The organism is Halomonas garicola (genome assembly GCF_055382465.1).
Genome location: NZ_AP043931.1, coordinates 1,700,817 through 1,725,517 on the forward strand (window position 1 = coordinate 1,700,817; position 24,701 = coordinate 1,725,517).

Sequence of the window (24,701 nt, forward strand, 5' to 3'; positions counted from 1 at the left end):
CGTGTTCAGTCGTTTCTTCATTCATCGGCCGCGTTTCGCGATTGTCGTCTCCCTGGTGATTGTGCTGGCCGGACTACTGGCGCTCACCGGTTTGCCCGTCAAGCAGTATCCGCAGATCACACCGCCCGGGGTTCGAGTCATGGCCACCTACCCCGGTGCCAGCGCAGACGTGGTGGAATCCACCGTAGCCACGGTGATCGAAGACGTGGTCAACGGTGTTGACGGCATGAGCTATATGTCGTCGACCAGCAGCAACGGCCGCTACGAGCTCAACATCACCTTCGAGCTGGGCACGGATCCGGATATCGCCGCGGTTGATGTCCAAAACCGTGTTTCGCTGGTTCAGGCCCAGCTTCCCCAGGCCGTGGCCGATCAGGGCCTGTCGGTGTTCAAGGCATCGGTCTCCATCCTGCAGATCTATGCGCTGTACTCGCCGGACGAATCCCATGACGCGCTGTTTCTCTCCAACTACGCCAGCACCAACGTGGTGGATAGTTTATCGCGGGTGCCGGGGGTCGGCGACGTCTTTATCTTCGGCGCCCAGGATTACGGCATGCGCATCTGGATGCAGCCGGATCGCATGGCCGACCTGGGGGTAGTGCCCAATGATATTGCCGGGGCCATTCGCAGTCAGAACGTTCAGGCAGCGGCTGGCCAGGTCGGGGCGCCACCGGCGGCAGACAGCCAGCAGTACCAGTACACGGTGCGCGCCCAGGGTCGCCTTGATGACCCCGAAGGGTTTGGCAATATTGCCCTGCGCACGACCACCGATGGCGGCATTCTGCGTATCAGCGACGTGGCCGATGTAGAGCTCGGCGCCCAGTCCTACAGCTCTTTCGGCCGCTTTTCCGGCCAGCCGGCGATTCTGATGGCCGTCTTCCAACAGCCCGAGGCCAATGCCCTGGACGTGGGACAAGGCGCCGAAGAGGAAATGGCCGAGGTCGCCAAGCGCTTCCCCGAGGGGATGGACTATGAGCTGGCGTTCGACACCACAGACTTTATTACGGTCAGCCTTCAGGAGCTGATCGTCACGCTGGTGATTGCTCTTGTGCTGGTGATCGCCGTCGTCTTTGTGTTCCTGCAGAACCTGCGGGCAACGTTGATACCGGCGCTGGCGATTCCGGTATCGCTGATCGGCAGCTTTGCGGTGCTGCTGCTGATTGGCTTCTCGATCAATACCATTACCCTGTTCGCGCTGATACTGGCGATCGGGGTGGTGGTGGACGACGCCATTCTCGTGCTGGAAAACGTCCAGCGCCATATGGATGATGGCATGTTGCCACAGAAGGCGGCACTCACCACCATGCGCGAAGTGACCGGCGCGGTAGTGGCCTCCACGCTGGTGCTGCTGGCGGTGTTCGTGCCGGTGACTTTCATGCCGGGAATCGCCGGTCAGCTCTACCAGCAGTTCGCCCTAACTATCTCTATTTCAGTGGCGATCTCCTCGGTGGTCGCGCTAACGCTTAGCCCTGCACTATGCGCGGTGCTGCTCCAACCCAGGACAGAGGCGACTCCGAGCCGAGGGTTCCGCTGGTTCAACGCAGGGTTTGAGCGGCTGACCCGCGGCTATGTCCACGCTGCCGGCTTCTTTGCGCGCTACGGCTGGGCCACGCTGGGCGTGCTGGCCGCTACCGGCGGACTGGTGGCCGTGCTGTTTGTAAGCGCGCCCACGGGCTTTCTACCTGACGAAGACCAGGGGGCACTGTTTGTGCAGATCCAGCTGCCCGATGCGGCGTCGCTTGAGCGCACCGACCGCATCATGCGCGAGGTGGACTCGCGGGTCAGCGAGATGGAGGGCGTGGCTGATATCATCTCTATCCGCGGCGCCTCGCTGCTCGGCAGCGACGGCCCCAACGTCGCCATGGCCATTGTGCAGCTCAATCCCTGGGATGAGCGCGGCGATGCGAGCCTGTCGGCGGCAGCGCTGACCGAGCGCGTTTCGCAGCGCCTGGCCGATATCGCCGGAGCCACCGTCACGGTGTTCGCGCCCCCGGCCATTCCGGGGTTGGGCGTGGGTGGCGGATTCGAATTCACGCTTCAGGATTACGCCGGCCACGGCCCGACAGCGCTGGCACAGACGGCGAGAGGCCTGGTCCAACGGGCCAATCAGGATCCGCGTCTGGCGCGCGTATTCACGTCCTACTCACCGGACGTGCCGCAGATACGCCTGAACGTCAATCGTGATCAGGCGCACCTGCTCGACGTGCCAATCAATGAGATTTTCACCACCCTTCAGGCTCAGCTCGGTTCGCAGATCATCAACGACTTCAACCTCAGCGGCCAGCTATATAAAGTGGTCATGCAGGCAGAGGCGACCAGTCGCGCCGAACCCGATAACATTAGCCAGCTGTATGTGCGCAGCCGCGGCGGCGACATGGTTCCGGTAGCGGCGCTTGGCGACGTCGAGGCCGAGCTCGGCCCAGAAAGCCTGGATCGCTACAACCAGTTCCTATCGGCGACTCTCAACGGCTCGCCGGCCCCGGGCTACAGTACCGGTCAGGCGCTGGAGGCAATGGAGGAGCTGGCTGCAGAATTTTTGCCGGAAGGCTATGGCTTCGAATGGTCTGGTGCGTCCTACCAGGAAAAAACCAGCGGCAGCGTGGCGCCGATTCTGGCCTTGTCACTACTGTTCGTGTTCCTGTTCCTGGTGGCCCAGTATGAAAGCTGGGCTATCCCGGTCGCGGTACTATTGATCGTGCCAATTACCCTGGTCGGGGCGCTATCGGGCATCCTGCTGGCCGGTACCAGTCTCGGGCTGTATGCACAGATCGGACTCATCATGCTTGCCGGCCTATCGACCAAGCAGGCGATACTGATTGTGGAGTTTGCGCGCACCCAGCGCGAGGAAGAAGGCCTGTCGATCGTCGCTGCTGCCGCTACCGCGGCACGGCTGCGCTTCCGGGCAGTGATGATGACGGCGCTGTCGTTCATGCTCGGCATCTTCCCGCTGCTCGTTGCCACCGGCGCTGGCGCCGGCGCCAGGCACTCGGTGGGCGTCGTCGTATTCTTTGGCATGGCGGCAGCTACGGTGATTGGCACTCTGCTAGTACCGGGCTTTTATACCCTGATCCAACGCGGGCGCGAGCGCGGCCGCCATTCGGAGGCTTCATGATGGTTCGCCGTTTGATCCTTGCGCTGGTTCCCTGTGCAGTCGTGCTCACTGGCTGCGCGGTCGGTCCCGATTATAAGGCCCCACAGGCCGAGACTGATGCCGAATTCAACCAGCTGCGCCGCGACGCCGGGCTGACGGCGGGTCAGCCCACTGAGCTTTCGCGCTGGTGGACGACGCTGGACGATCCGGCTCTGAACCAGCTGATCGACCAGGCGGTAACAAGCAATCTGGATCTGCGCGCCGCCGCCTCACGGCTGCGTCAGGTCCGCGCCCTGCGTAACGTTGCCGAAGGCGACCGGTTCCCCACCCTGGACGCCAGCGGCGGGGCTCAACGCTCGCGTTCCAGCGAGAACGTCTCCGGCAGCGACGATTTGACCACCGAGCTTTACTCCGCCGGCTTCGATGCCGGGTGGGAGCTGGACCTGTTCGGCCGCGTTGCCCGCTCAGTGGAAGCGGCCGAGGCCGACGTTGACGCAGCGGCCGAGTCGCGGCGTGACATTTTAGTGTCCGTGCTCGCCGAGGTGGCGTTAAACTACGTCGAGGCGCGCAGCTTCCAGGAGCGCCTACGTATCGCTCGCGATAACCTGGAAAGCCAGAGCGAGACCTTCGACTTGATCGAATCGCGCCACGCCGCGGGTCTGGTACAAGATATCGACCTGGAGCGTGCGCGCAGCAACGTGGAGACGACGCGCAGCAGCATTCCACAGCTGGCAACCCGTCTCGAGCGCGCACGCAATCGCCTGGCCATGCTACTGGGTGAAAAACCGGGCGCGCTCGATGATGTCTTCACACAAGCCAAGTCAGTCCCGAACCCGCAGTTAGAAGTCGCCATCGGCGTACCCGCCGATCTACTGCGTCGTCGTCCCGATATCCGCCGCGCCGAGCGAATGCTAGCCGCCGAAACAGCCCGGGTGGGTGTGGCTACTGCTGAGCTCTATCCTAAGCTTCGCTTGAATGGCTCGGTAGGGCTGGAAGCGCTGAGTGGCGGCAGCCTGTTCGAGTCAGCCAGCCGCACCTTCGGCATTGGTTCCGTCGTCAGCTGGCCGCTGTTCTCCGGTGGCCAGGTACGCAACCGCATCGAGGCCCAGTCCGAGGTCCAGGAGCAGGCCTACATTAGCTGGAAGTCGGCCGTACTAGGTGCGCTTGAGGATGTCGATAACGCGGTCACTGCTTACGCCAACGAGCAGATTCGCTACGCCTCGCTGCAGAGCGCGGCGAAATCCGCAACGCGCGCCGCGACGCTTGCTCGCTCGCGCTATGACGCCGGTGTCGCTGACTTTATCGAAGTGCTCGATGCCGACCGTGAGCAGCTGGCCGCCCAGGATGCGCTGGCCGCCAGCAACGCCGAGATCACCACTAATCTGATCCGGCTCTACAAAGCGCTGGGCGGTGGCTGGCAATCGCTGGCCGAAGAGTCGCCGTCGGCGACCTTGACGGATTCCTGAGTTGTCTTCAGGCCAGGGACAACCGCAACTACCCCGTCGAAGCGCCTGGCTGATTGCCGCGCGCCCCCATACGCTGCCGGCGGCCGCCGCGCCGGTATTCGTGGGAACGGGGCTGGCTGTCTACATGAACGTGTTTGCCATGCTGCCGGCGCTTGTCGCACTACTCGGCGCGCTGCTCATTCAGATCGGCACAAACTTCGCTAACGACTACTACGACGCCCGGTCCGGCGTCGACACGGAAAACCGCCAGGGTTTTACGCGAGTGACCCAGTCCGGCCTCATCAAGCCGGCCGATGTCCGGAGCGCCATGGTCGCTACGTTCACCCTGGCCGTGCTGGTCGGTAGCTACCTGGTCGCGATAGGCGGCGTCCCTATTATCGTCATCGGAGTAGTAAGCATCGCCTCCGGGGTACTCTATGCGGGCGGCCCATACCCCTTCGGTTCCTATGGCCTCGGCGACCTTTTCGTCTTCATTTTCTTCGGCATCGTCGCCGTCACCGGCACCTACTACGTACAGGCGGCCTCTTTTGTGCCCGCTTTCCCGCTCTGGCTGCCCTCTGACACGCTGCCGGTCACCGCCATTCTGGCAAGCCTTCCCGCCGCCGCGCTTGCGACCAATATTCTCGTCGTCAATAACATGCGCGATCGCGAAACCGACCGGGCGGCAGGCAAATACTCGCTTGCGGTCTTGATTGGCTATCGGTGGAGTCGGATCGAGTTTTTAGTCATGACGGGGATTGCCTACACCATCCCGGTCCTGTTCTGGTACCTGGGCTACGGCCCATTCGTTCTCGCGCCGCTACTCACCCTGCCTTACGCCTTCCCCATTATCCGCACGATCCTGCAAAGGACCGACGGCGCGGCGCTTGATCCCGCGCTTGCCCAGGTCGCAAAGCTGCTCGCAGCGCACTCTTTTTTGTTCGCGCTCGGCCTGGCACTGCCGGCATTTTTATAAAGCTGGGCGTACGCGCCTTTTCATCTCGGCGTTTCATCTCGGCGTTTCATCTCGGCGTTTCAGCCTTCGGGGTCGTCGAGCTCTGATTCGGTGAGCGACTGCGGGTCGCGGATACGATGACGGCGGAAAAATGTGCCACTCTCCGCTTTATCCGCCTGCCTAAGCGCAGACGCGGCCACGGACGCAGGAGTGGCCAGGCCGAGTTCCTGTAACGCTGCCTCCGCCCGGGCTGCCCGCGCCTCGAAGGCGTGCAACGCCGCCAGGGTGTTCTCATCGAGGCGTCCCCTGGATTCGAAGTACTTCAGCCGCGGGTAGCGCCCGGCCAGCGCAACGCCCCAATCAAGCGCCGGGTTCCACCATGAGTTTATCTCGCGCCCCTTGCCGGTACGCTGCTGCTCCAGCACGTCGTTGAGCGCTCCGTTCAGCAGCTTCAGGTCGAAGTCGGCGCCCGGCACCGGCTCAGCTACAGAGCCACCGGACCCGGCGCCATAGGCGTCAACGCCCGTTCGCGAAGGCCCGGTACGCGTATCGCGATAGCGGGCCAGCGTCATCGTATCGCTCGCCAGCACCGGTTCGTTGACCGGCAGACGGACGGCCTCGGGGTCCCCCATCAGCTGGCCCCAGGACATACGAATGAAGGTGTGCTGGTCTTCCATGCCGGGATGCGTGCAGCGCAGCCCGACGGCATAGGCTTCCAGGGGTTCCTGCATGAACTGAAACCCGCTGTAGCGCGCCCAGCGGACCACCAGAAACTCATGCGCCGCGGCGCCGGGCAGATGGAAATTCACCTCCTGCAGGTAGTCCAGCACGATCTGAACCTGCTCGTCCGACAGTTCAAGGTCCTCGTGTAGCGGGTACATACCTTCAAAGGTGTTGCGCACCGGCCTGGGCCGCGCGGCCATATAAGCATCGAGCTCGGCCTGGGTGCATGGGCGTGTTTTTTTCAGAACCGTACTGTTTTTCAGAACCATAGTGCGACTTCCTTTTCTTCTCTCGCGAACGGTCAGATTAGCTGGTTGCGGTCGAAGAAGTCCGTGTCCTCGAAGTAGCCACCGCGGCCCTCAAGGATAATACCGTAGCGGTTGACCACCTCAATACGTTCCAGCCACTTGAGGCTGCGAAACCCGGTCGAGGTTTCCAGGCGCAGCCGCACCGGGGCGCCGTTCTTGGCCGGAATCTCGCCTTCCTCGTTGAGCTCAAAGGCAACCATCGTCTGGGGCATCCGCGCCTCCACCATCGGCGTGGACTCGTAGTAGGTGCCCCCCTCGTACAGGGCGTCATCGCGGCCCATGTTCTGGAAGCTGATGTACACGACGTCAGTCGCGCCGGGCAAGGGCCCTACCATATCCAGCAGGTCCGCCATGGCAATGCCGCGCCAGCGCCCAATCGAAGTGAAGCCCTGCACGCAGTGGTGAAGCGTCGTCTGAGAGTGGCCCGCAGCAAGCTCGCGCAGCTCGGCAATCGTCAGCGTCAGCGGGCGCTCAACGTAGCCACCGATTTCGAGCACATAGTCGTCCTCGTAGCCGTTGGCCATCAGCGCCAGGTATTCTTCGGTTTCCGGCGGGCGCCCGCTGCCACGGAAGTGATGGGTGGCGTTAGCAAGCCCCACGTCCCTGCCGGTGATATTCGAGCGATCGTAGTGCATGCGCGCGGGCAGCTTATACAGCAGGTTCGACCACGGCCGCACAATCACGTTGTGCAACCTCTCAACGGCGCGGCCGTCCGCCAACGACCACCGCGTGGCGACCACGTGCAGGGTGACCACAAGGGCGAGGCCGAGGGTAAAAATAGCGCCGCCCAACACAGGATCGTTGGAGTGCCCCAGCACCATCTTGGACGTCTCGTGCAGGTAGCCGTGAAGAAAGACCAGCGGCACGTGTATGGCGAAGAATGCCAGATACCCCACAAGGCAGAAAAAGTGGACGCTACGAATCACCTGGCGGCCGCCCAGCGCACGGGTGATAACAGAGAAAGAGTTGGCGATGGCCGGCGACTGAAAGGCACCGGTCAGAATGACCAGCGGCGTCAGTATCAGTATCACGAACCCGTAGGACAGCTGCTGCAGGGCATTGAACACCGCCCCGTCGACGGCGTGGGGCATGGTAAAGGCGAGATAGGCCAGCATATCCTGACCCGCTTGGGCAAAAGTGTCCCAGCTGGTGGGAACGTAGCGCCGCCACTGGCCTGTCGCCAGCAGCAGCACGAAATAGGTGAACCAGCAGCTAACAAACCCCGTCACCGTGATGAAGTGCCAATACCGCCCCAGCCCCAGCAGGCCACGCCCGGGGAGAGAAATGCGCGGGGAATAGTCGTTGTACTCTTCGCCCACCGTGTAGTACTTGTGCTTAGACTCCTCCCGAATCGTAAACTGAGCCCAGGATGAGCCGGGCACGCTGTGCTGCGAGCGATAAAGCTTGGGGTAGGAACCCAGAATCTCGAGGCCCGAACGCACCAGAAATGAAATAAAAATGATATTGAGGAAGTGCTCTACCCGAAGCCACCACGGAAATCCGAGATCCATTGCGAAGCCCTTGTCAGTCCATGAAACGTTGATTGTCGGGAGCGGCGACGATCATTCCGTAGCGCAGCGCCGCAAAAAGCACGATGTAGCCTGTAGAGGCAAAAAGCGTCAGATTCCAGATCGCGGCGGCAGCGACGCTGGCCCCGTTCCAGACATACGGCGCACTGCCCAAAAGACCGCCAAGATAGACCAGCAGGGAAGCCAGCGCGATCGCAAGCCCCCGGTTCCAGAGGCGGGCAGAGGTCAGCAAACCCACGGCGACGAACACGGCTGACGCCCCGACAACAGCCCACAGAATTGGCGTCGCGAAGAAAAACGGCTCGTGGCTCAATAGCGCGGAAGCCGCCGACGCACCGCCGATGACGGCCACCATGGCAATCAACAGCAGCCGGGTGGTCCGCGGGAGATTGATACGAACGTAGCGCAACAGCGGAGCGCGATTCTTACCCGGCTTGGCGTGCTTCAAGACTCGCTGAGTCGCGTTTTTGCTGCCGCGAAAATCCACACCGGCACGCAGAGCCGGAGAGTTTTCGTCTTCCATTACGATGTACTGCCTCCATCGAAGATGATTAATCGCCGGCCGCTGTTCGGCACCGTCAGATATCTATTGACGCTATTGCGCCCGGCCAGCTCTTCATCGCTATATATAGCGACCTTCATCCATCAAATAGTAACGCAGGTACGGCTGAAAGGCTTGCAAGAGGCCCATAACCTGCCGGAGTTTGACTCCAGGTACCCATGGCCAGTGAGATGGGGATACCGTCGCGCAGCGCGAGCTGCCTTTACACCCGCCCTTTGGGTGCTCGCCTTGGCCCAAGGGAGCGCGTGCACTTCCCCACTACTGTCGTCGCGAGGAGCGTAAGCGACGTGGCGATCTCGTGCCGTGCCGTTGGCGCTGCTCCCACTACCGTCGTCGCGAGGAGCGTAAGCGACGTGGCGATCTCGTGCCGTGCCGTTGGCGAGAAAAACCGAGATTGCTTCGCTGCGCTCGCAACGACGCAGGAAGGTGAAGTGCTCGCCTTGGCCCAAGGGAGCGTGTGCACTTTCCCACTACTGTCGTCGCGAGGAGCGGAGCGACGTGGCGATCTCGTGCTGTGCCGTTGGCGAGAAAAACCGAGATTGCTTCGCTGCGCTCGCAACGACGCAGGAAGTGAAGTGCTCGCCTTGGCCCAAGGGAGCGTGTGCACTTTCCCACTACCGTCGTCGCGAGGAGCGGAGCGACGTGGCGATCTCGTGCCGTGCCGTTGGCGAGAAAAACCGAGATTGCTTCGCTGCGCTCGCAACGACGCAGGAAGTGAAGTGCTCGCCTTAGCCCAAGGGAGCGTGTGCACTTTCCCACTATCATCATCGCGAGGAGCGGAGCGACGTGGCGATCTCGTGCTGTGCCGTTGGCGAGAAAAACCGAGATTGCTTCGCTGCGCTCGCAACGACGCAGGAAGTGAAGTGCTCGCCTTGGCCCAAGGGAGCGTGTGCACTTTCCCACTACCGTCGTCGCGAGGAGCGTAAGCGACGTGGCGATCTCGTACGGGCGGTGGCGCTGCTCCCACTACCGTCATCGCGAGGAGCGGAGCGACGTGGCGATCTCGTGCCGTGCCGTTGGCGAGAAAAACCGAGATTGCTTCGCTGCGCTCGCAACGACGCAGGAAGTGAAGTGCTCGCCATGACCCAAGAAAGCGCGTGCATTATTCCCACTACCGTCGTCGCGAGGAGCGTAGCGACGTGGCGATCTCGTGCTGTGCCGTTGGCGAGAAAAACCGAGATTGCTTCGCTGCGCTCGCAACGACGCAGGAAGTGAAGTGCTCGCCATGACCCAAGAAAGCGCGTGCATTATTCCCACTACCGTCGTCGCGAGGAGCGTAGCGACGTGGCGATCTCGTGCTGTGCCGTTGGCGAGAAAAACCGAGATTGCTTCGCTGCGCTCGCAACGACGCAGGAAGTGAAGTGCTCGCCATGACCCAAGAAAGCGCGTGCATTATTCCCACTACCGTCGTCGCGAGGAGCGTAGCGACGTGGCGATCTCGTGCTGTGCCGTTGGCGAGAAAAACCGAGATTGCTTCGCTGCGCTCGCAACGACGCAGGAAGTGAAGTGCTCGCCATGACCCAGGGGGAAGCGCTCGCAACGACGTAATGAGCTTGCCATGCCACAGCCGGCCCAACAAAAAACCGCCGCTCGGGGGATGTTCCCAAGCGGCGGTTTTTATTGATATTTCTGGTCGGAGCGACAGGATTCGAACCTGCGACCTTTGCAACCCCATTGCAACGCGCTACCAAGCTGCGCCACGCTCCGGCACTTTATGCTCGCCCGGGCCTTGGCCTCAGGACGAGGCGTATACTAGCGCGTTTGGCCGGCGATGAAAAGCCCTTTTTGCGCTTTCGTTTCAGGCGCCTGGCCGGGCATGCGCCGTAACGGCCGGAACGAAAAAAGGGCCCGAAGGCCCCTGTTATCCATCAGCGGCTGCAGGCCGCGTTACCTTTTATTCTTTGCAGCCGGAAGGCAGCCAGCTGTCTTTACCATCCGTAAACGAACCGCCCGAAGCCCAAGAGCATTCCCAGCCATTGGCGAGATTGTCAGCTGCAGGCGCAACATACATTATGGCGCCCTTGAGGGCACTTTCATCTGCAAACGTTGCTTTAATTTTTTTATCGCTGTAGCGCACTTTCTCTACATAGCGGCCGGAGATGTCCAAGTCATTATTGCTCGCAGCTTCACCAGCAGCAGCTTTAAGTTTAGAAGCACTGTCCGGCATTTTGCCATTAAGCGCATAGTATTCGGCAATATCGGCACGCACGCCGGAAGTAATCGTCAGCGCTTCGCTGGCCTGGGAGCGGGCGACGTAGTTCTGGTACTGCGGAATTGCAATCGCCGCCAGCACGCCGATGATGGCGACCACGATCATCAGCTCGATCAGGGTAAAACCGCCCTGCTTGAGGTTGCGGGCTTGCGAAGTGGGAAGGTTTTGCATGGGAAACTCCTTGGCTCCTGGGGTGCCCGCGGCGCAGGCGTTTCGTTTCTTCTCTGTACACTTCGTTACACTATATTACGCTCGGCGAAGGCGCAACTTTTTTATACCTTTCTTCCCGCTATTTTTCTCCGCTTGCTGCCGGCGCGCGCGGATGCCGGCGGCGGGCCGAGTGTGGTACAAGTAGGCGCACCGCGACCCGCCACCCATCCAGCAACCAGCCGAGTCACGCATGAGCCAACCCTATTACGAGTCCATGCTGAGCCACGCCGCCTCCCGGGGCGGGCTGCGCGGCATTGCCGAGCGGCTGGTGCGCCACGGGCTTTTGAGCGAAACCCGCACGGCGCTGGCCGAAACCGAAGCCGTGGAGCAGCAAACCGAGCTTCTGCGCTACGTGGTCGAAGCGGGCCTGGTGGCGCCGGCCCAGGCCGCGGTGGTGGCCGGCCGGGAATACGGGCTACCGGTGCTCGACCTTGACGCCGTCAACCCCGAGGCCCTGCCCCCGGCCCAGGAATACCCGGCGCGAATACTCCGCGAGCTGCAGGTACTGCCGCTGGTCCGGCGCGGCCAGATCCTCACCGTGGCCATCCCCTACCCCGCCACGCTCACCCAGCTCGACGAGCTGCAGTTTGCCACCGGGCTGCGGGTCGAGGGGGTGCTGGCACCGGTGGACCAGCTGGCGCCCACGCTGCAGCGCTACATCGCCCAGAACGAGCGCAGCATGCTCGAAAGCATGGGCCAGATCGACGACGCCATTTCGTCGCTGGAAACCGCGGACAACGAGTACCAGCCAGACTTCAGCGACGACGCCGACGACGCGCCGATCATCAAGTTCGTCAACAAGATACTCCTCGACGCGGTGAACTCCGACGCCTCGGACATCCACTTCGAGCCCTACGAGCACCTGTACCGGGTGCGCTTCCGGGTGGACGGCATGCTCTCTGAAGTGGCGCGGCCGCCGTTTTCCATGCGCGACCGTATCGCCGCGCGGCTGAAGGTCATGGCGCGCCTCGACGTCTCCGAGCGCCGCCTGCCCCAGGACGGCAACATCCGCCTGCGGCTGTCGCGCACCCGCTCGCTGGACTTTCGCGTCAACTCGCTGCCCACCATCTACGGCGAGAAACTGGTGCTGCGCCTGCTCGACTCGGCCGCCGCGCAGATGGGCATCGACGAGCTGGGCGTAAGCGCGGCGCAGCGCCGCCAGTACGAAAAGGCGCTGGCCAAGCCCCAGGGCATGATCCTTGTTACCGGCCCCACGGGCAGCGGCAAAACGGTGACGCTTTACACCGGGCTCAACATTCTCAACCAGGTCCAGCGCAACATCTGCACCGCCGAAGACCCGGTGGAAATCCGCCTGTCCGGGGTCAATCAGGTCAACGTCAAGCCGCGCATCGGGCTGGACTTTGCCAGCGCCCTGCGGGCGTTTCTGCGCCAGGACCCGGACGTGGTGATGGTGGGCGAGATCCGCGACCTGGAAACCGCGGAAATCGCCGTGAAGGCCTCGCAGACCGGCCACCTGGTGCTCTCGACCCTGCACACCAACTCGGCGGCGGAAACCCTCACGCGGCTGTCAAACATCGGGGTCTCGGCGTTCAACATTGCAAGTGCCGTAAGCCTGATCATCGCCCAGCGGCTGGTGCGCAAGCTGTGCCCGGCCTGTAAAATGCCCGCGGACGTGCCCCCGGAGGCGCGGGCGTCCATGGGCCTTGCCGAGGCCGACACGGCAGGCGCCACGCTCTACCGCGCGGTGGGCTGCAAGAAATGCACCCAGGGGTACAAGGGCCGGGTCGGCGTCTACGAGGTCGTCCCGGTCACCGAAACCATGCGCGGGCTGATCATGCGCAACGCCAACGCCATGGAGATCGACGCCCTCGCCCGGGAGGAAGGCTACTCAAGCCTCTACCACAGCGGCGTCGACAAAGTGCTGGAAGGTATCACCAGCCTCGAGGAACTCAACCGGGTCACCAAGGAGTAAGCGACCATGGCATACGCCCCCCGCCGGCGCCCCGCGGAGGCCGACACCCTGTACCGCTGGAAGTGGACGGGCATTGATGCCTCCGGGCGCCGGGTGCGCGGCCACACGGTGAGCGCCAGCCGGCCCGAGGTCAGCGCCGAGCTGCGCCGCCAGGAGATCAGCGCCAAGCGGATCAAGAAGAAGTTCGGCGGCCCGGGCCGGGTGAAGCCTTCGGACATCACCCTGTTCGCCCGCCAGATGGCGACCATGATCCGCGCCGGCATTCCGCTGCTCCAGGCCCTGCAGGTGGTCCGCGAGAGCACCGAGAAGCCGGCCACGGTAAAACTGGTGCGCCAGATCACCGCTGAGGTAACGGCGGGGGCGAGCTTTTCGGACACCCTGGCCCGCCACCCGGAGCACTTCGACCGATTGTTCGTCAATCTGGTCCACGTCGGCGAGCAGTCCGGCGCCATGGACGAGGTGCTGTCGCGCATCGCCGCGCACAAGGAGCAGGTGGAGTCGCTCAAGGGCCGGGTGAAAAAGGCCATGTGGTACCCGGCGGCGGTATTGCTGGTGGGCATCGGGGTGACCATCATGCTGCTGGTCAAGGTGGTGCCGCAGTTCGAGAGCATGTTCCAGAGCTTTGACGCCGAGCTTCCCGCCATCACCCAGGTGACCATGCACCTCTCGGCGCTGGTGCAGCAGTACTGGCTGCGCGCGCTGGGGGTGCTGGCGCTGGCGGCGGTGGCGTTTCGCTACCTGCACAAGCGCTCGGAGTCGCTTGCCTACCGCACGGACGCCTGGCTTTTACGGCTGCCGGTGATCGGCGGCATCCTCAACATGTCGGCGGTGGCGCGCTTCTCGCGCACCCTGGCCACCACCTTTACCTCGGGCATTCCGCTCACCGAGGGGCTTGCCATCTCCGCCGGGGCCACGGGCAACCGCGTTTACGAGGCGGCCGTGCTCCGGGCCCGGGACGACGTCACCACCGGCCGGCCGCTCAACTTTGCCATCCGCATGACCAACATGTTCCCCACCCAGGTGGTGCAGATGGTCAGCATCGGCGAGGAGTCCGGCGCGCTGGACGCCATGCTCAACCGCGTGGCGGACCACTACGAAGAGCAGGTGAGCAACCGGGTGGAGGCGCTGACCTCGCTCATGGAGCCGTTTATCATCGTCGTGCTGGGGGTGCTGGTCGGCGGCGTGGTCATCGCCATGTACATGCCCATTATTACGCTGGGCTCGGCGCTTTAGCCTTTCAAAGAACGCTTTCAAAGAACGCTTTCAAGGATCCGCATGGCAATTCCCGTTTTACTGCTGGCCGCCCTGCTCGGCCTGTGCCTGGGCAGCTTTCTCAACGTGGTCATCGCCCGGCTGCCGGTGATGCTGATGCGCGGCTGGCGGGCCGAAGCCCGGGCGGCGCTCGAGCTGCCCGAGGAAACTCCGCCGCGCTTCAACCTGGCGACACCGGGCTCGGTGTGCCCGGCCTGCGAGGCGCCCATCCGCTGGCACGACAATATTCCGCTGGCGGGCTGGCTCAAGCGGCGCGGGCGCTGTGCGGCCTGCGAGGCGCGCATCAGCGTGCAGTACCCGCTGGTGGAGCTCGCCGGCGGGGTGCTGACCGTCGCCGTGGCCGCCCTTTTCGGCGTTAGCTGGCAGGCGGGCTTTATCCTCGCCGCCTGCCTTTTGCTTCTCGCCATGGCGGTGATTGACCTGCGCACCCAGCTTTTGCCCGACGCGCTGACGCTGCCGCTTTTATGGGCCGGGCTTTTGTACCAGCTGGCGTTTCAGCCGGCCATGCTGGCCCCGGCGGTGATCGGCGCCATGGCCGGGTATCTGGCGCTGTGGAGCTTTTACTGGCTGTTCAAGCTCGCCACCGGCAAGGAAGGCATGGGCTACGGCGACTTCAAGCTGCTCGCCGCCCTGGGCGCCTGGCTGGGGTGGAGCTTTCTGCCGCTGATTCTGGTGCTCTCCGCCGGGTTTGGCGCGCTGGTGGGCCTGGCACTGCAGGCGAGCCCCAAACGCCGGGGCATGCCCATGCCCTTCGGCCCCTTTCTCGCCATGGCGGGCTGGGCCGGCCTGCTCGCGGGTAACGAGCTGATGGCCACCTACCTGAGGCTAGTCATATGATCATCGGGCTGACCGGGGGCATCGGCTCGGGGAAGTCGACCGTGGCCCTGGCGTTTGCCGAGCTCGGCGCGGCCTGGGTAGACGCCGACGACGTCGCCCGGGAAATCGTCGCCCCGGGGGAGCCGGCCCTTGCCGCCATTGCCGAGCGCCACGGGCGCGGCGTGCTGAAAGCCGACGGCAGCCTCGACCGCGCCGCGCTTCGCGAGCGGATATTTGCCGACCCCGCCGAGCGCAAGTGGCTCGAGGAAGAAACCCACCCCCGGGTGCGCGAACGCCTGGTCGAGCACCTAAAGCGCCTGGAAGCCGGCCCCGCGCCCTACGTTTTGCTGGTCTCGCCGCTATTGTTCGAGTCCGGCCAGGACGCGCTGATCGAGCGCTGCCTGGTGGTCGATGTGCCCGAGGCCACCCAGCGGGCGCGCACCCTGGCCCGGGACGGCGTCAGCCCCGAGCAGGTCGAGGCGATCATGGCCGCGCAGCTTTCGCGCCGGCAGCGGCTTTCCCGGGGCTGCGATGTGGTCGATAATGGCGGCGACAGAGCCTTCATGCGCGCCCAGGCCGGCGCGCTGGACGCTTGCTATCGCCTGCTGGCCCGGGCCTGAGGCGCTTGGGCGCGGCCCGCTCCCCTACGTACGGCTAATTCAGGAGTCTTCTATGTCTGGCAACACGCCCCCTTCGTCATCCGCCGGCGCCTCCGCCGTCGAGCTACCCTGCCCCCAGTGCGGCAAGCGCGTGGTCTGGGCGCCGGAGAGCGCCTACCGGCCCTTTTGCAGCCGCCGCTGCCAGCTTCTGGACCTGGGCGCCTGGGCCGACGAGACCCACCGCATCGGCGGCGAAGACGCCATGGACGAAGCCGATATCGACGCGCTGCTGCGCGACGCCGACCGCGACGCGCCGCTGTCCTGACGCTCACCTGCCGCCCGTTTCTTGAGAGGACACGCCATGCCCGGCTCATCACCTCCGGTGGATTACCAGCTGCTGCACCGGCTGGACAGCGCCTTTGACGACGTGCTGGCCGCGCTGGAGGCGGTCAAACAGCAGGTGCAGCAAAGCGCCCCGGGGATCTGGGCGCTGAACGCCCCCGCCGCGGACGCCGGCTGGCTGGAAGAGGCACTGTTTGACATGTGGCATACGCCGGGCCAGGACGGCCGGCAGACGCGTAACTATGTGGGGCTGATCGCCGCCGACGAGGCGCTGATCGCGGCGGTGACCCGGGCCAACGCCGCCAAAAGCGCCTTCAGCGAGTGCCTGCAGGCGATCAAGCAGCAGGCGCCGGGGCTTTTGAGCGAGGGCCGGGAGCGCCTGCCCCGGCGCCACCCCCGGGTGGAAGAGGTGCTCGAGCGCAATGGCCTGGCGCGGCTGCACCTGAAGCAGTGCTGGCGCCACCTGCCGGTGGCCGAGGCGCCGGTGTCCCGGGTGCGCTTTGCCTGGTACAGCAGCGGGCGCTCGATCAAGCGGCTGAGCGTGCAGGAGGCGGAGCAAAAGCTCTTGGCCCTGGACAGCGACGCCGCCCACGTGCGCATTCAGCTGCGCCGGCTGGCGGGTATTCCCTCCGCCGAGCCGCTCGCCCAGGTGCAGCCCCAGGCGCCGCTGATGCGCGCCAATCTGTTTTTTACCGAGCCCGTCTTTACCCGGACAGCACCCGACGGCCACACCCGGCGGGCGCTGAACGTCGCCATGCCGATCTTTATACCCGCCCCCGAGGGGCGGCTGCCGCACACGAACCAGCCGCCCGCCGCCCCGCCGGAAAAGCGCACCCGGGCCCGGCGCCGGGATGAAAAGCTCGAACACGAGCCGTTTTTGCCCAGCCTGCGGGTCTACCGCTACCGCTGAGCCTTGGGCCTGTCGGCCCAGACGCCGCACTTGAGCAGCGTGCCGATCAGCTCGGCAAGTACGGCGTGGTTCATGCCGTACTCCTTCATCAGCGCCTCCAGGCGCTGGCCGAACGCCTGCTCCCGGGCCTGGGCGTCTTCTTCCTGCGCTAGCGTCTCGGCGGAGCGCACCGGCGGGCCGGTGGGTATGTCCAGCCGGGAATTCGGGTCATCCAGCTCCTGCAGCGCCCTGGCGAACGCATCGTCAAGCTCCTTGAACTGCTTGAGCTTTTCCCGTCCGTTGTATGGCTTAGCCGCGTTGCGATGTTTCATTATCGTTCCATTTTCACCTTGTGTTGCGCCCTGTGTGAAAGACCGGCCAGGGTTAAGCCGTCGTAGAGTATCGATATGACCGTCTGAATGGAAAAACGTTTTGCAAGTCGTTTCTAAAAGCCGCTTATGAAAACCGTATTGAAAGTCTTCTGAAAAGCCTATTGGCACGCCGCCTGCCAACATCGACTCGAAAAACGGCATTGAAGGCGGGGCTGAAGATAGCGCTAAAGGCAGATCTAAAGACAGAGCTGAAGACTATACGCATCGCCAGCGTCAACGCGCGGTTTATTCAGCGTCGCAGCGAGAGCAATCGTCTAGCCATCAATGAGCGCTTGAACGTTGCCGTAGCACTTGAACATAGCTTCGTGAAAGGCCGGCGTTGAATGCCGGCAAGGGCGTGTGATGCCCGGACACAGGTAAGCGTGTTTACCATGTCTGGCCGGCTATCGTAGATAATACTGAGCCGGCAACAGGTCTGCGAAGGGCGCTATGAATCCATCCCTGGACGCTACCCTACGCCATCCATGGCGTAGAACCCTTCTTCGACCTGTTTCCGGCTTTCTCGGACATATCCAGCGCGATGGCCCTGATTATGTCTGTCCGGAATACCTTAGTCTTCGGTGCGTACAACCCAGGACTCGACGGTCTTGTCGCCGTACTCGCTTTTCCAGGCGCGCAGCTCCTTGTGGTTGCCGCCGCGGGTCTTGATCACGCCGCCGGTGTGGGGGTTTTCATAGACCTTCAGACGGCGCTTGCGGCGGCCGGTGGTGGTAGTCGCCGGCTTGCTGGCCTGCTCGGGGCTCAGCAGCGCGATGACGTCTGCCGGGCGTTTGGAGAACTCCTCCATCAGGCTTTCGAGCTTGGCCTTGAACTCAAGCTCGCTTTGCAGACGCTGATCGCCTTCCAGGCGTTCCATCTCTTCCTGAAGCTGCTTGAGCTGCTGTTCTTTCTGAACGTATTGATTGAGTAGTGACATCTTGATTCCATTAGCCAATGTGGAAGTAGCGCTTACCGCTTCCCGAATATATGCTCCCGATAATGTCTCTCGGGTTACCTGCCCCAAAAAACCTCGACAACAAGTACCGGGGCGGCAGCGGACTTTTACCGGTGCCGCATATTATTACTGCAACAGAGCAAACTCGCAAGCATAAATAAAGACAGTCTGGCCTATCGGGCCAATATATCGAGTTAACTTGGTGAAAGCATACCGCTGGGCAAGCTTTGAACCCCTGAATTCAAGCAACAAACCCTGCAATCGTACCCAGACGGCATACGGAATAACGCTATTGCATAACGCCTGCGTGCGATGAGTTCGCCCGGGCTAGATAGCTCAGGCAAAAGAGAGACAAGAAAGGCGTAACAAAGAGACAAGAAGGAAAAGGATAGAAAAAGGCAAAAGAGAAAAGGCAGAAAAGTACAAAAAACGCCGCCCCGAAGGGCGGCGTTGGCAGATATCAGTGACCTCTAGAACCAGCGTCCTGAACAAGAAGGGGCGGAGGCTTAGTCCTGACCCATCTGCTGCTTGATCAGCTCGCCGATGGTAGTGGCACCGCCGCTACCGCCTTCCTGATCGTCGCGCAGCTTCTTCATGTTCTGGCGCGTGTCGTCCTGATCCTTGGCCTTGATCGAGAGGTTGATCTGGCGGCTCTTGCGATCGACGCTGACGATGCGCGCATCGACGCTGTCGCCTTCATTCAGCACGTTGCGCGCGTCTTCCACGCGGTCGGCGCTGATTTCAGAGGCCTTGAGCACGGCGACGACGTCGGTAGCCAGCTCAACCTGGGCTTCCTTGGCGTCAACCTCGACCACGCGGCCGGTGACCACGGTGCCCTTGTCGTTGACCGATAGGAACTCGGCAACCGGGTCGGTATCCATCTGCTTGATGCCAAGCGAAATGCGCTCGCGCTCGGGATCGATGGAGAGGATAACGGCTTCGGCTTCGTCGCCTTTCTTGAACTGGCGCACGGCTTCTTCGCCGGGTTCGGTCCAGGAAATGTCGGACAGGTGTACCAGGCCGTCGATGCCGCCTTCCAGGCCGATGAAGATACCGAAGTCGGTGATCGACTTGATGGTACCGGCAACGCGGTCGCCCTTGTTGTGCTCGGCGTTGAAGGTTTCCCAGGGGTTGGCCGTGCACTGCTTGATACCCAGGGAGATACGACGACGCTCTTCGTCGATATCGAGCACCATGACGTCGACGTCGTCACCCACCTGCACGACCTTGGAGGGGTGGATGTTCTTGTTGGTCCAGTCCATTTCGGAGACGTGAACCAGCCCTTCGACGCCCTCTTCCAGCTCGGCAAAGCAGCCGTAGTCGGTGAGGTTGGTGACGGTGGCGTGCACCTTGGTGCCTTCCGGGTAACGATCCTTGATGTTGACCCACGGATCTTCGCCCAGCTGCTTGAGACCCAGCGAAACGCGATTGCGCTCGCGGTCAAACTTGAGCACCTTGACGTTGATCTCGTCGCCCACGTTGACGATTTCGGACGGATGCTTGATGCGCTTCCAGGCCATGTCGGTGATGTGCAGCAGGCCGTCGACGCCGCCGAGGTCGACGAAGGCGCCGTAGTCGGTCAGGTTCTTGACGATACCCTTGATCTGCTGGCCTTCCTGGAGCGTGGCGAGCAGCGCTTCGCGCTCGGCGCTGTTTTCAGCCTCAAGCACCGCGCGGCGCGAGACCACGACGTTGTTGCGCTTGGGGTCGAGCTTGATGACCTTGAAGTCAAGCTCTTTGTTTTCCAGGTGCGTGGTGTCGCGCACCGGGCGTACGTCAACCAGCGAGCCGGGCAGGAAGGCACGGATGGTGTCGACGTCGACGGTGAAACCGCCCTTGACCTTGCCGTTGATCACGCCCTTGACGATTTCGTCTTTCTCGAAGGCGGCTTCCAGCACCTTCCACGCTTCGGCGCGCTTGGCCTTCTCGCGGGACAGGCGGGTAGCGCCGAAACCGTCTTCCACGGCTTCCAGGGCGACGTGCACGTCATCACCGACGGCAATGGCGAGCTCGCCGTTTTCGTCGAGGAATTGCGACGCGGGGATCTGGCCTTCGGATTTCAGGCCGGCGTTGACGGTAACCCAGTCACCGTCAATATCGACAACCTGAGCCGCGACGATGGCGCCGGGCTCCATATTGATGTCGTTAAGAGACTGTTCAAACAGTTCAGCAAAGCTTTCGCTCATGGTGTTCCTACGTGATCAACGTTGTTTGAGGCACGATGTGCCTTCTCCGTACCACCAGCAAGTACGGGCCTAATGTCACTCTGCTTTTGCGGACGTTAACGCTGGTTAGACATCACCGGGCTGGCAGTGTGAAAGATCGCCCGATCATGCCGTGACGCCGCAGCAAAAGCGCCGCAAGGGAGAATCAAGCGCCGGACGCCATGCCCCGCTGGGCCAGCAGTTCGGTCAGCTGTTCAACCACTTCCGGTATACTCAGGCGCGTGGTGTCAAGGGTTACGGCATCGTCTGCCGGCTTGAGCGGAGCCACGCTGCGCTGCGTGTCGCGTGCATCGCGTGCCTGAATCTCCTGCAAAAGACTCGAAAGATTAGCATCCACGCCGGCTTGCTGCAACTGTGCGTAGCGTCGCCGGGCGCGTTCGGAAGCCGAGGCGGTGAGAAATATCTTGAGCCCGGCGTCGGGAAACACCACCGTGCCCATGTCGCGGCCGTCGGCCACCAGCCCCGGGGGCTTGCCGAAGTCGCGCTGGCGCTTGAGCAGCGCTTCGCGTACCGCGGGCACCGCCGCCACCCGGGAGGCGCGCTCGCCGGCCTGCTCGGTGCGGATGGCGCGGCTGACGTCCTCGCCTTCGAGCAGCGTCTGCACCGTGCCGCCCTCTACCGGGAAGGCGACGTCGAGGGTTTCGGCCACCCGGGCCAGGCCGGCTTCGTCGTCAAGGGCAACGCCGTGCTTGCCGGCGGCGTACGCGGTCAGGCGGTACAGCGCGCCGCTGTCCAGCAGGTGCCAGCCCTGGCGCTCGGCGACCAGGCTGCTGACCGTGCCCTTGCCGGCGCCGCCGGGGCCGTCGATGGTCAGCACCGGAGTCATGATGTCGTCAGCGCTCATTGTTGCTCTCCGTTTCCGGGCCTGTGGTTTCCTGAGTCATGATTTCAATGACCAGGCCAATGCGGTTGGCAAGCTCGGTGAAGTCGGGAAAGGAGGTGGCGACGTTGGCGCAGTTGTCGATGACGATCTCACTGCCTGAGCGCAGCGCGGCCACGGCGAAGGCCATGGCGATGCGGTGATCGCCGAGGCTGTCGATGCGCCCGCCGCCGTAGCTCGGGGCCTCCGCCCCGCCGTTATCCACGTTTCCGTTGCCGACAATGTCGATGCCGTCCTCATACAGCGTATGGTCCACGCCAATCGTTGCAAGGCCTTCGGCCATGGCGGCAAGGCGGTCGGACTCCTTCACCCGCAGCTCGGCAGCATCGCGCAGCCGGGTGGTGCCGGCGGCGTTGGCGGCGGCGATGAACAGCGCGGGGAACTCGTCGATGGCCAGCGGCACCTGCTCGACCGGGATGTCGATGCCCTTGAGCGGGGCGTAGCGCACGCGCACGTCGGCCACTGGCTCGCCGCCCACTTCGCGCTGGTTGGCAAGCTCAAGGTCCGCGCCCATCAGCTTGAGGACGTTGATCACCCCGGTGCGGGTGGGGTTCGTTCCCACGTGCTCAAGGGTGAGGTCGCTCCCCGGGGTAATCGCCGCGGCGACCATGAAAAACGCCGCCGAGGAAATGTCCGCGGGTACGTCGATGGGGCTTGCGGTCAGACGCTTGCCGCCCTCGAGCCAGCAGGTGTCGCCGTCGCGCTCGACCGGGTAGCCAAAGCCGCCGAGCATGCGCTCGGTGTGATCCCGAGTGGGGGCGGGCTCGCGCACCCGGGTTTCGCCCTCGGCGTAGAGGCCGGCGAGCAGCAGGCAGGACTTGACCTGGGCGCTCGCCACCGGCATGTCGTAATACATGCCGGTAAGCGCCTGGCCGCCGTGAATCTTCAGCGGCGGGCGGCCGCCCTCGGCGGTGTCGATGGTCGCTCCCATGTCGCGCAGCGGGTCGGCCACACGGTTCATCGGGCGCTTGGCCAGCGAGTCGTCGCCGGCAAGCTCGCTTGAGAACGATTGCCCGGCGAGAAGCCCGGCAAAGAGGCGCATGGCGGTGCCCGAGTTGCCCACGTAGATGGGCCCCGAGGGCGCCTTGAGGCCGTTAATGCCCACGCCGTGGATGACCACCCGGCCCTGATTGGGGCCTTCGATGGCCACGCCCATCTCGCGAAACGCCTGCAGCGTGGCGAGGCTGTCTTCGCCTTCGAGAAAACCGCTCACGGTGGTCGCGCCGTCGGCAAGGGCGCCGAGCATGATCGAGCGGTGGGAAATCGACTTGTCGCCGGGCACGCGCACGCGCCCCCGGGCGCCGCCGCCCGGACGCACCCGGTACGTCACCTGACTCTGTGATTGCATGGCATATTCCGTCTGATAGCTGGTTTTGTTCAGCAGGGATTCAAAATAGTGGCGCGCGTGGCTGGCGCGACCGAAGGCGGCGAGCATGGCGTCGCCGTCGCCGGCCTCTACCGCGGCGCGCAGGCGGCCAAGCCCGGCCTCGAAGTCGTCCAGCGAGGCGAGCACGGCGTCGCGGTTGGCGACAAAAATATCCCGCCACATCACCGGGTCGCTGCCGGCGATGCGGGTAAAGTCGCGAAAGCCGCCGGCGGCGTAGCGAAAGATATCCAGCCGGGCGTCCTGGCGGGCGAGCGTGTCCACCAGCGAAAACGCCAGCAGGTGCGGCAGATGGCTGGTTTGCGCGAGCACGGCGTCGTGGCGCTCGACGTCCATTTCCAGCACGTTGGCGCCGCAGGCCTGCCACAGCCCGCGCACTACGGCCAGCGCCCCGGCGTCGGTGTGGGCCTCGGGGGTGAGGATGACGTTGTGCCCGGCGTATAGCTCAGGCGTCGCCGCGGCCACGCCGCTTTTTTCCGAGCCGGCGATGGGGTGGCCCAGCACCAGGGTCGGCGGCATTCCGCCGAACACCCGGCGGGCGGCGTCGCGCACGGTAGCCTTGGTGCTGCCCACATCGGTCACCGTCTGCCCTTCCAGCCCAGGGCTAAGCGCGGCAAGCTCGCCCAGCACGCCCTCCATAGCGAGCACCGGCACGGCGAGCACGATGACGTCCGCCGCCGGCGCCAGCTCGTCAAGGCTTGTGCCGCCGGCGTCGATCAGGCCCATCGCGATGCCGCGCTGTATTTCTCCGGCGTCGGGGTCGCAGGCGGTGATGCGCCCGGCAAAGCCCGACGCCCGTAGCCCGGCGGCCAGGGAGCCGCCGATCAGCCCCAGCCCGACAATCAGCAGGGCGGGCTCGGCGGCCGCGCGCCCTGTCGCACGTTCTGTCGTCGCGCCCTCGGTCACAGCACGCCCTGGGGGTAGGAGCCGAGCACCTTGAGGTCGGCGGCGCGCAGGCGGACTTCGTCGAGCATCGCGGCGATGTGGGGCTCGTCGTGGTGGCCGACGAAGTCGATGAAGAAGACGTAGTTCCACACGCCGCTGCGCGAGGGCCGGGTTTCCAGCCGGGTCATGTCGATGCGGTGGCGGTGGAACGGCTCCAGCAGGTCGTGGAGCGCGCCGGGCTGGTTGCGCATGGCGACCACCAGCGAGGTCTTGTCGCTGCCGGAAAACGGCGCGTCGCGGCTGCCGATAATCAAAAAGCGCGTGGAGTTGTCCGGGCGGTCCTCGACCTTGTCGGCGATGACCTCGAGGCCGTAGAGCTTGCCGGCCATGTCGCCGGCGATGGCCGCGCTGTGCCACTCGGTCTTGACCAGCCTTGAGGCCTCGGCGTTGGAGGCCACGGCCACGCGCTCGGCGTGGGGATAGTGGGCGTCGAGCCACTTGCGGCACTGGGCGAACGACTGCGGGTGCGAGTAGATCCGCGAGATCTTGTCGCGCCGGGTGTTCTCGCCCACCAGCAGGTGGTGGTGAATGCGCAGCACCACCTCGCCGCTGATGCGGATCGAGGACTCAAGGAAGGTATCCAGGGTGTGGTTGACCACGCCTTCGGTAGAGTTTTCCACCGGCACCACGCCGTAGTTCACCGCGCCGGCTTCCACCTCGCGGAAAACCTCGTCGATGGCGGCCATGGGCAGGCTGACCGCGCTTTCGCCGAAGTGCTTGAGCGCCGCCTGCTGGGTAAAGGTGCCCTCGGGCCCGAGGTAGGCGACCTTCACCGGCTGCTCCAGCGCCAGGCAGGCGGACATCACTTCGCGGAACAGCCGCGCCATTTCCTCGTCGGACAGCGGGCCCTTGTTCATGGCCATGATCCGGCGCAGCACCTGGGCCTCGCGCTCGGGGCGGTAGAACAGCGTGCCGGGGTCTTCGTCGAGCTTGACCTCGGCGACTTCCTGGGCGCAGCGGGCGCGCTCGCTGATCAGGTGGAGGATATCGTTGTCCAGCTGGTCGATGCGCTCGCGCAACGCGTCCAGGGTGGCTGCCGCATCAGAAGACATGGT

The 24,701-nt window shown here is 63.9% G+C and carries 19 protein-coding genes and 1 tRNA gene; 9 read left to right on the plus strand and 11 right to left on the minus strand.

Annotated features, from left to right (window positions below):
• Nucleotide 1: 1 nt before the first annotated feature.
• Genes ACZ46Y_RS08315 through ACZ46Y_RS08325 form a run of 3 tightly spaced genes read left to right on the plus strand, consistent with a single transcriptional unit; the run spans nucleotide 2 to nucleotide 5,512 of the window.
• Nucleotides 2–3,112: an efflux RND transporter permease subunit gene (locus tag ACZ46Y_RS08315; protein WP_311957145.1), complete on the plus strand. Its 3,111-nt coding sequence runs from the start codon at nucleotides 2–4 to the stop codon at nucleotides 3,110–3,112.
• Nucleotides 3,109–4,557 (plus strand): efflux transporter outer membrane subunit, encoded by a 1,449-nt coding sequence (locus ACZ46Y_RS08320; protein ID WP_311957147.1) that lies wholly within the window; start codon nucleotides 3,109–3,111, stop codon nucleotides 4,555–4,557. Before ACZ46Y_RS08315 ends, ACZ46Y_RS08320 begins: the two co-directional genes overlap by 4 nt.
• Before the next feature lies 1 nt (nucleotide 4,558).
• A complete protein-coding gene (locus ACZ46Y_RS08325; protein ID WP_311957151.1) occupies nucleotides 4,559–5,512 on the plus strand; it encodes a 1,4-dihydroxy-2-naphthoate polyprenyltransferase in 954 nt (317 codons plus the stop codon).
• Between the two features lie 59 nt (nucleotides 5,513–5,571).
• Here the strand turns inward: ACZ46Y_RS08325 and ACZ46Y_RS08330 are convergent, their stop codons facing one another.
• The 5 genes from ACZ46Y_RS08330 to ACZ46Y_RS08350 all read right to left on the minus strand — a co-directional run bounded on the left by ACZ46Y_RS08330 (nucleotide 5,572) and on the right by ACZ46Y_RS08350 (nucleotide 10,996).
• On the minus strand, nucleotides 5,572–6,483 hold the full coding sequence (locus ACZ46Y_RS08330; RefSeq protein ID WP_311957154.1) for a hypothetical protein: 912 nt from the start codon (nucleotides 6,481–6,483) through the stop codon (nucleotides 5,572–5,574).
• Nucleotides 6,484–6,515: 32 nt separating this feature from the next.
• Complete coding sequence (locus tag ACZ46Y_RS08335) at nucleotides 6,516–8,033, minus strand: molybdopterin-dependent oxidoreductase (protein WP_311957156.1); 1,518 nt, start codon at nucleotides 8,031–8,033, stop codon at nucleotides 6,516–6,518.
• 13 nt (nucleotides 8,034–8,046) lie between these two features.
• The gene (locus ACZ46Y_RS08340) at nucleotides 8,047–8,574 is read right to left on the minus strand and encodes a hypothetical protein (RefSeq protein ID WP_311957158.1); all 528 of its coding nucleotides are present in this window, start codon (nucleotides 8,572–8,574) and stop codon (nucleotides 8,047–8,049) included.
• Between the two features lie 1,669 nt (nucleotides 8,575–10,243).
• A tRNA-Pro gene (locus tag ACZ46Y_RS08345) sits at nucleotides 10,244–10,320 on the minus strand.
• A gap of 187 nt (nucleotides 10,321–10,507) precedes the next feature.
• Nucleotides 10,508–10,996, minus strand: a complete 489-nt coding sequence (locus tag ACZ46Y_RS08350; RefSeq protein WP_311956384.1) for a pilin — start codon at nucleotides 10,994–10,996, stop codon at nucleotides 10,508–10,510.
• Between the two features lie 229 nt (nucleotides 10,997–11,225).
• Here ACZ46Y_RS08350 and pilB point away from each other — a divergent pair, with 229 nt between their 5' ends.
• From pilB to ACZ46Y_RS08380, 6 genes are read left to right on the plus strand one after another with little or no spacing between them, the layout of a single operon-like run.
• Complete coding sequence (pilB, locus tag ACZ46Y_RS08355; RefSeq protein ID WP_311956383.1) at nucleotides 11,226–12,968, plus strand: type IV-A pilus assembly ATPase PilB; 1,743 nt, start codon at nucleotides 11,226–11,228, stop codon at nucleotides 12,966–12,968.
• Nucleotides 12,969–12,974: 6 nt separating this feature from the next.
• Entirely contained in the window at nucleotides 12,975–14,201 is a 1,227-nt protein-coding gene (locus ACZ46Y_RS08360; RefSeq protein WP_311956382.1) for a type II secretion system F family protein, read from the plus strand.
• Between the two features lie 42 nt (nucleotides 14,202–14,243).
• Nucleotides 14,244–15,077, plus strand: a complete 834-nt coding sequence (locus tag ACZ46Y_RS08365) for a prepilin peptidase (RefSeq protein ID WP_311956381.1) — start codon at nucleotides 14,244–14,246, stop codon at nucleotides 15,075–15,077.
• Nucleotides 15,074–15,676, plus strand: coding sequence for a dephospho-CoA kinase (coaE, locus tag ACZ46Y_RS08370; protein WP_311956380.1), 603 nt, complete (start codon nucleotides 15,074–15,076; stop codon nucleotides 15,674–15,676). Before ACZ46Y_RS08365 ends, coaE begins: the two co-directional genes overlap by 4 nt.
• 52 nt (nucleotides 15,677–15,728) lie before the next feature.
• Nucleotides 15,729–15,980 (plus strand): DNA gyrase inhibitor YacG, encoded by a 252-nt coding sequence (gene yacG / locus ACZ46Y_RS08375; protein ID WP_311956379.1) that lies wholly within the window; start codon nucleotides 15,729–15,731, stop codon nucleotides 15,978–15,980.
• Between the two features lie 36 nt (nucleotides 15,981–16,016).
• Nucleotides 16,017–16,907, plus strand: a complete 891-nt coding sequence (locus ACZ46Y_RS08380; protein ID WP_311956378.1) for a DNA replication terminus site-binding protein — start codon at nucleotides 16,017–16,019, stop codon at nucleotides 16,905–16,907.
• Here ACZ46Y_RS08380 and ACZ46Y_RS08385 read toward each other — a convergent pair.
• From ACZ46Y_RS08385 to pheA, 6 genes are all read right to left on the minus strand, one after another.
• Nucleotides 16,898–17,218 (minus strand): hypothetical protein, encoded by a 321-nt coding sequence (locus tag ACZ46Y_RS08385; protein WP_311956377.1) that lies wholly within the window; start codon nucleotides 17,216–17,218, stop codon nucleotides 16,898–16,900. The two genes, ACZ46Y_RS08380 and ACZ46Y_RS08385, sit on opposite strands and share 10 nt — an antisense overlap.
• Nucleotides 17,219–17,828: 610 nt before the next feature.
• The gene (locus tag ACZ46Y_RS08390) at nucleotides 17,829–18,194 is read right to left on the minus strand and encodes a histone-like nucleoid-structuring protein, MvaT/MvaU family (RefSeq protein WP_311956376.1); all 366 of its coding nucleotides are present in this window, start codon (nucleotides 18,192–18,194) and stop codon (nucleotides 17,829–17,831) included.
• 524 nt (nucleotides 18,195–18,718) lie between these two features.
• The gene (gene rpsA, locus ACZ46Y_RS08395) at nucleotides 18,719–20,398 is read right to left on the minus strand and encodes a 30S ribosomal protein S1 (protein ID WP_311956375.1); all 1,680 of its coding nucleotides are present in this window, start codon (nucleotides 20,396–20,398) and stop codon (nucleotides 18,719–18,721) included.
• Between the two features lie 184 nt (nucleotides 20,399–20,582).
• A complete protein-coding gene (gene cmk / locus ACZ46Y_RS08400; RefSeq protein ID WP_311956374.1) occupies nucleotides 20,583–21,281 on the minus strand; it encodes a (d)CMP kinase in 699 nt (232 codons plus the stop codon).
• On the minus strand, nucleotides 21,271–23,607 hold the full coding sequence (locus ACZ46Y_RS08405; RefSeq protein WP_311956373.1) for a bifunctional prephenate dehydrogenase/3-phosphoshikimate 1-carboxyvinyltransferase: 2,337 nt from the start codon (nucleotides 23,605–23,607) through the stop codon (nucleotides 21,271–21,273). Before ACZ46Y_RS08405 ends, cmk begins: the two co-directional genes overlap by 11 nt.
• Entirely contained in the window at nucleotides 23,604–24,698 is a 1,095-nt protein-coding gene (pheA, locus tag ACZ46Y_RS08410) for a prephenate dehydratase (protein WP_311956372.1), read from the minus strand. Before pheA ends, ACZ46Y_RS08405 begins: the two co-directional genes overlap by 4 nt.
• Between the last annotated feature and the right edge of the window lie 3 nt (nucleotides 24,699–24,701).

What these genes read in the sequence shown, in the direction of transcription:
- ACZ46Y_RS08320 (WP_311957147.1), top strand. Translation starts at nt 3,109, where the DNA reads ATGATGGTTCGCCGTTTGATCCTTGCGCTGGTTCCCTGTGCAGTCGTG.
- ACZ46Y_RS08330 (WP_311957154.1), bottom strand. Translation starts at nt 6,483, where the DNA reads ATGGTTCTGAAAAACAGTACGGTTCTGAAAAAAACACGCCCATGCACC.
- ACZ46Y_RS08335 (WP_311957156.1), bottom strand. Translation starts at nt 8,033, where the DNA reads ATGGATCTCGGATTTCCGTGGTGGCTTCGGGTAGAGCACTTCCTCAAT.
- ACZ46Y_RS08340 (WP_311957158.1), bottom strand. Translation starts at nt 8,574, where the DNA reads ATGGAAGACGAAAACTCTCCGGCTCTGCGTGCCGGTGTGGATTTTCGC.
- ACZ46Y_RS08350 (WP_311956384.1), bottom strand. Translation starts at nt 10,996, where the DNA reads ATGCAAAACCTTCCCACTTCGCAAGCCCGCAACCTCAAGCAGGGCGGT.
- pilB (WP_311956383.1), top strand. Translation starts at nt 11,226, where the DNA reads ATGAGCCAACCCTATTACGAGTCCATGCTGAGCCACGCCGCCTCCCGG.
- ACZ46Y_RS08360 (WP_311956382.1), top strand. Translation starts at nt 12,975, where the DNA reads ATGGCATACGCCCCCCGCCGGCGCCCCGCGGAGGCCGACACCCTGTAC.
- ACZ46Y_RS08365 (WP_311956381.1), top strand. Translation starts at nt 14,244, where the DNA reads ATGGCAATTCCCGTTTTACTGCTGGCCGCCCTGCTCGGCCTGTGCCTG.
- coaE (WP_311956380.1), top strand. Translation starts at nt 15,074, where the DNA reads ATGATCATCGGGCTGACCGGGGGCATCGGCTCGGGGAAGTCGACCGTG.
- yacG (WP_311956379.1), top strand. Translation starts at nt 15,729, where the DNA reads ATGTCTGGCAACACGCCCCCTTCGTCATCCGCCGGCGCCTCCGCCGTC.
- ACZ46Y_RS08380 (WP_311956378.1), top strand. Translation starts at nt 16,017, where the DNA reads ATGCCCGGCTCATCACCTCCGGTGGATTACCAGCTGCTGCACCGGCTG.
- ACZ46Y_RS08385 (WP_311956377.1), bottom strand. Translation starts at nt 17,218, where the DNA reads ATGAAACATCGCAACGCGGCTAAGCCATACAACGGACGGGAAAAGCTC.
- ACZ46Y_RS08390 (WP_311956376.1), bottom strand. Translation starts at nt 18,194, where the DNA reads ATGTCACTACTCAATCAATACGTTCAGAAAGAACAGCAGCTCAAGCAG.
- rpsA (WP_311956375.1), bottom strand. Translation starts at nt 20,398, where the DNA reads ATGAGCGAAAGCTTTGCTGAACTGTTTGAACAGTCTCTTAACGACATC.
- cmk (WP_311956374.1), bottom strand. Translation starts at nt 21,281, where the DNA reads ATGAGCGCTGACGACATCATGACTCCGGTGCTGACCATCGACGGCCCC.
- pheA (WP_311956372.1), bottom strand. Translation starts at nt 24,698, where the DNA reads ATGTCTTCTGATGCGGCAGCCACCCTGGACGCGTTGCGCGAGCGCATC.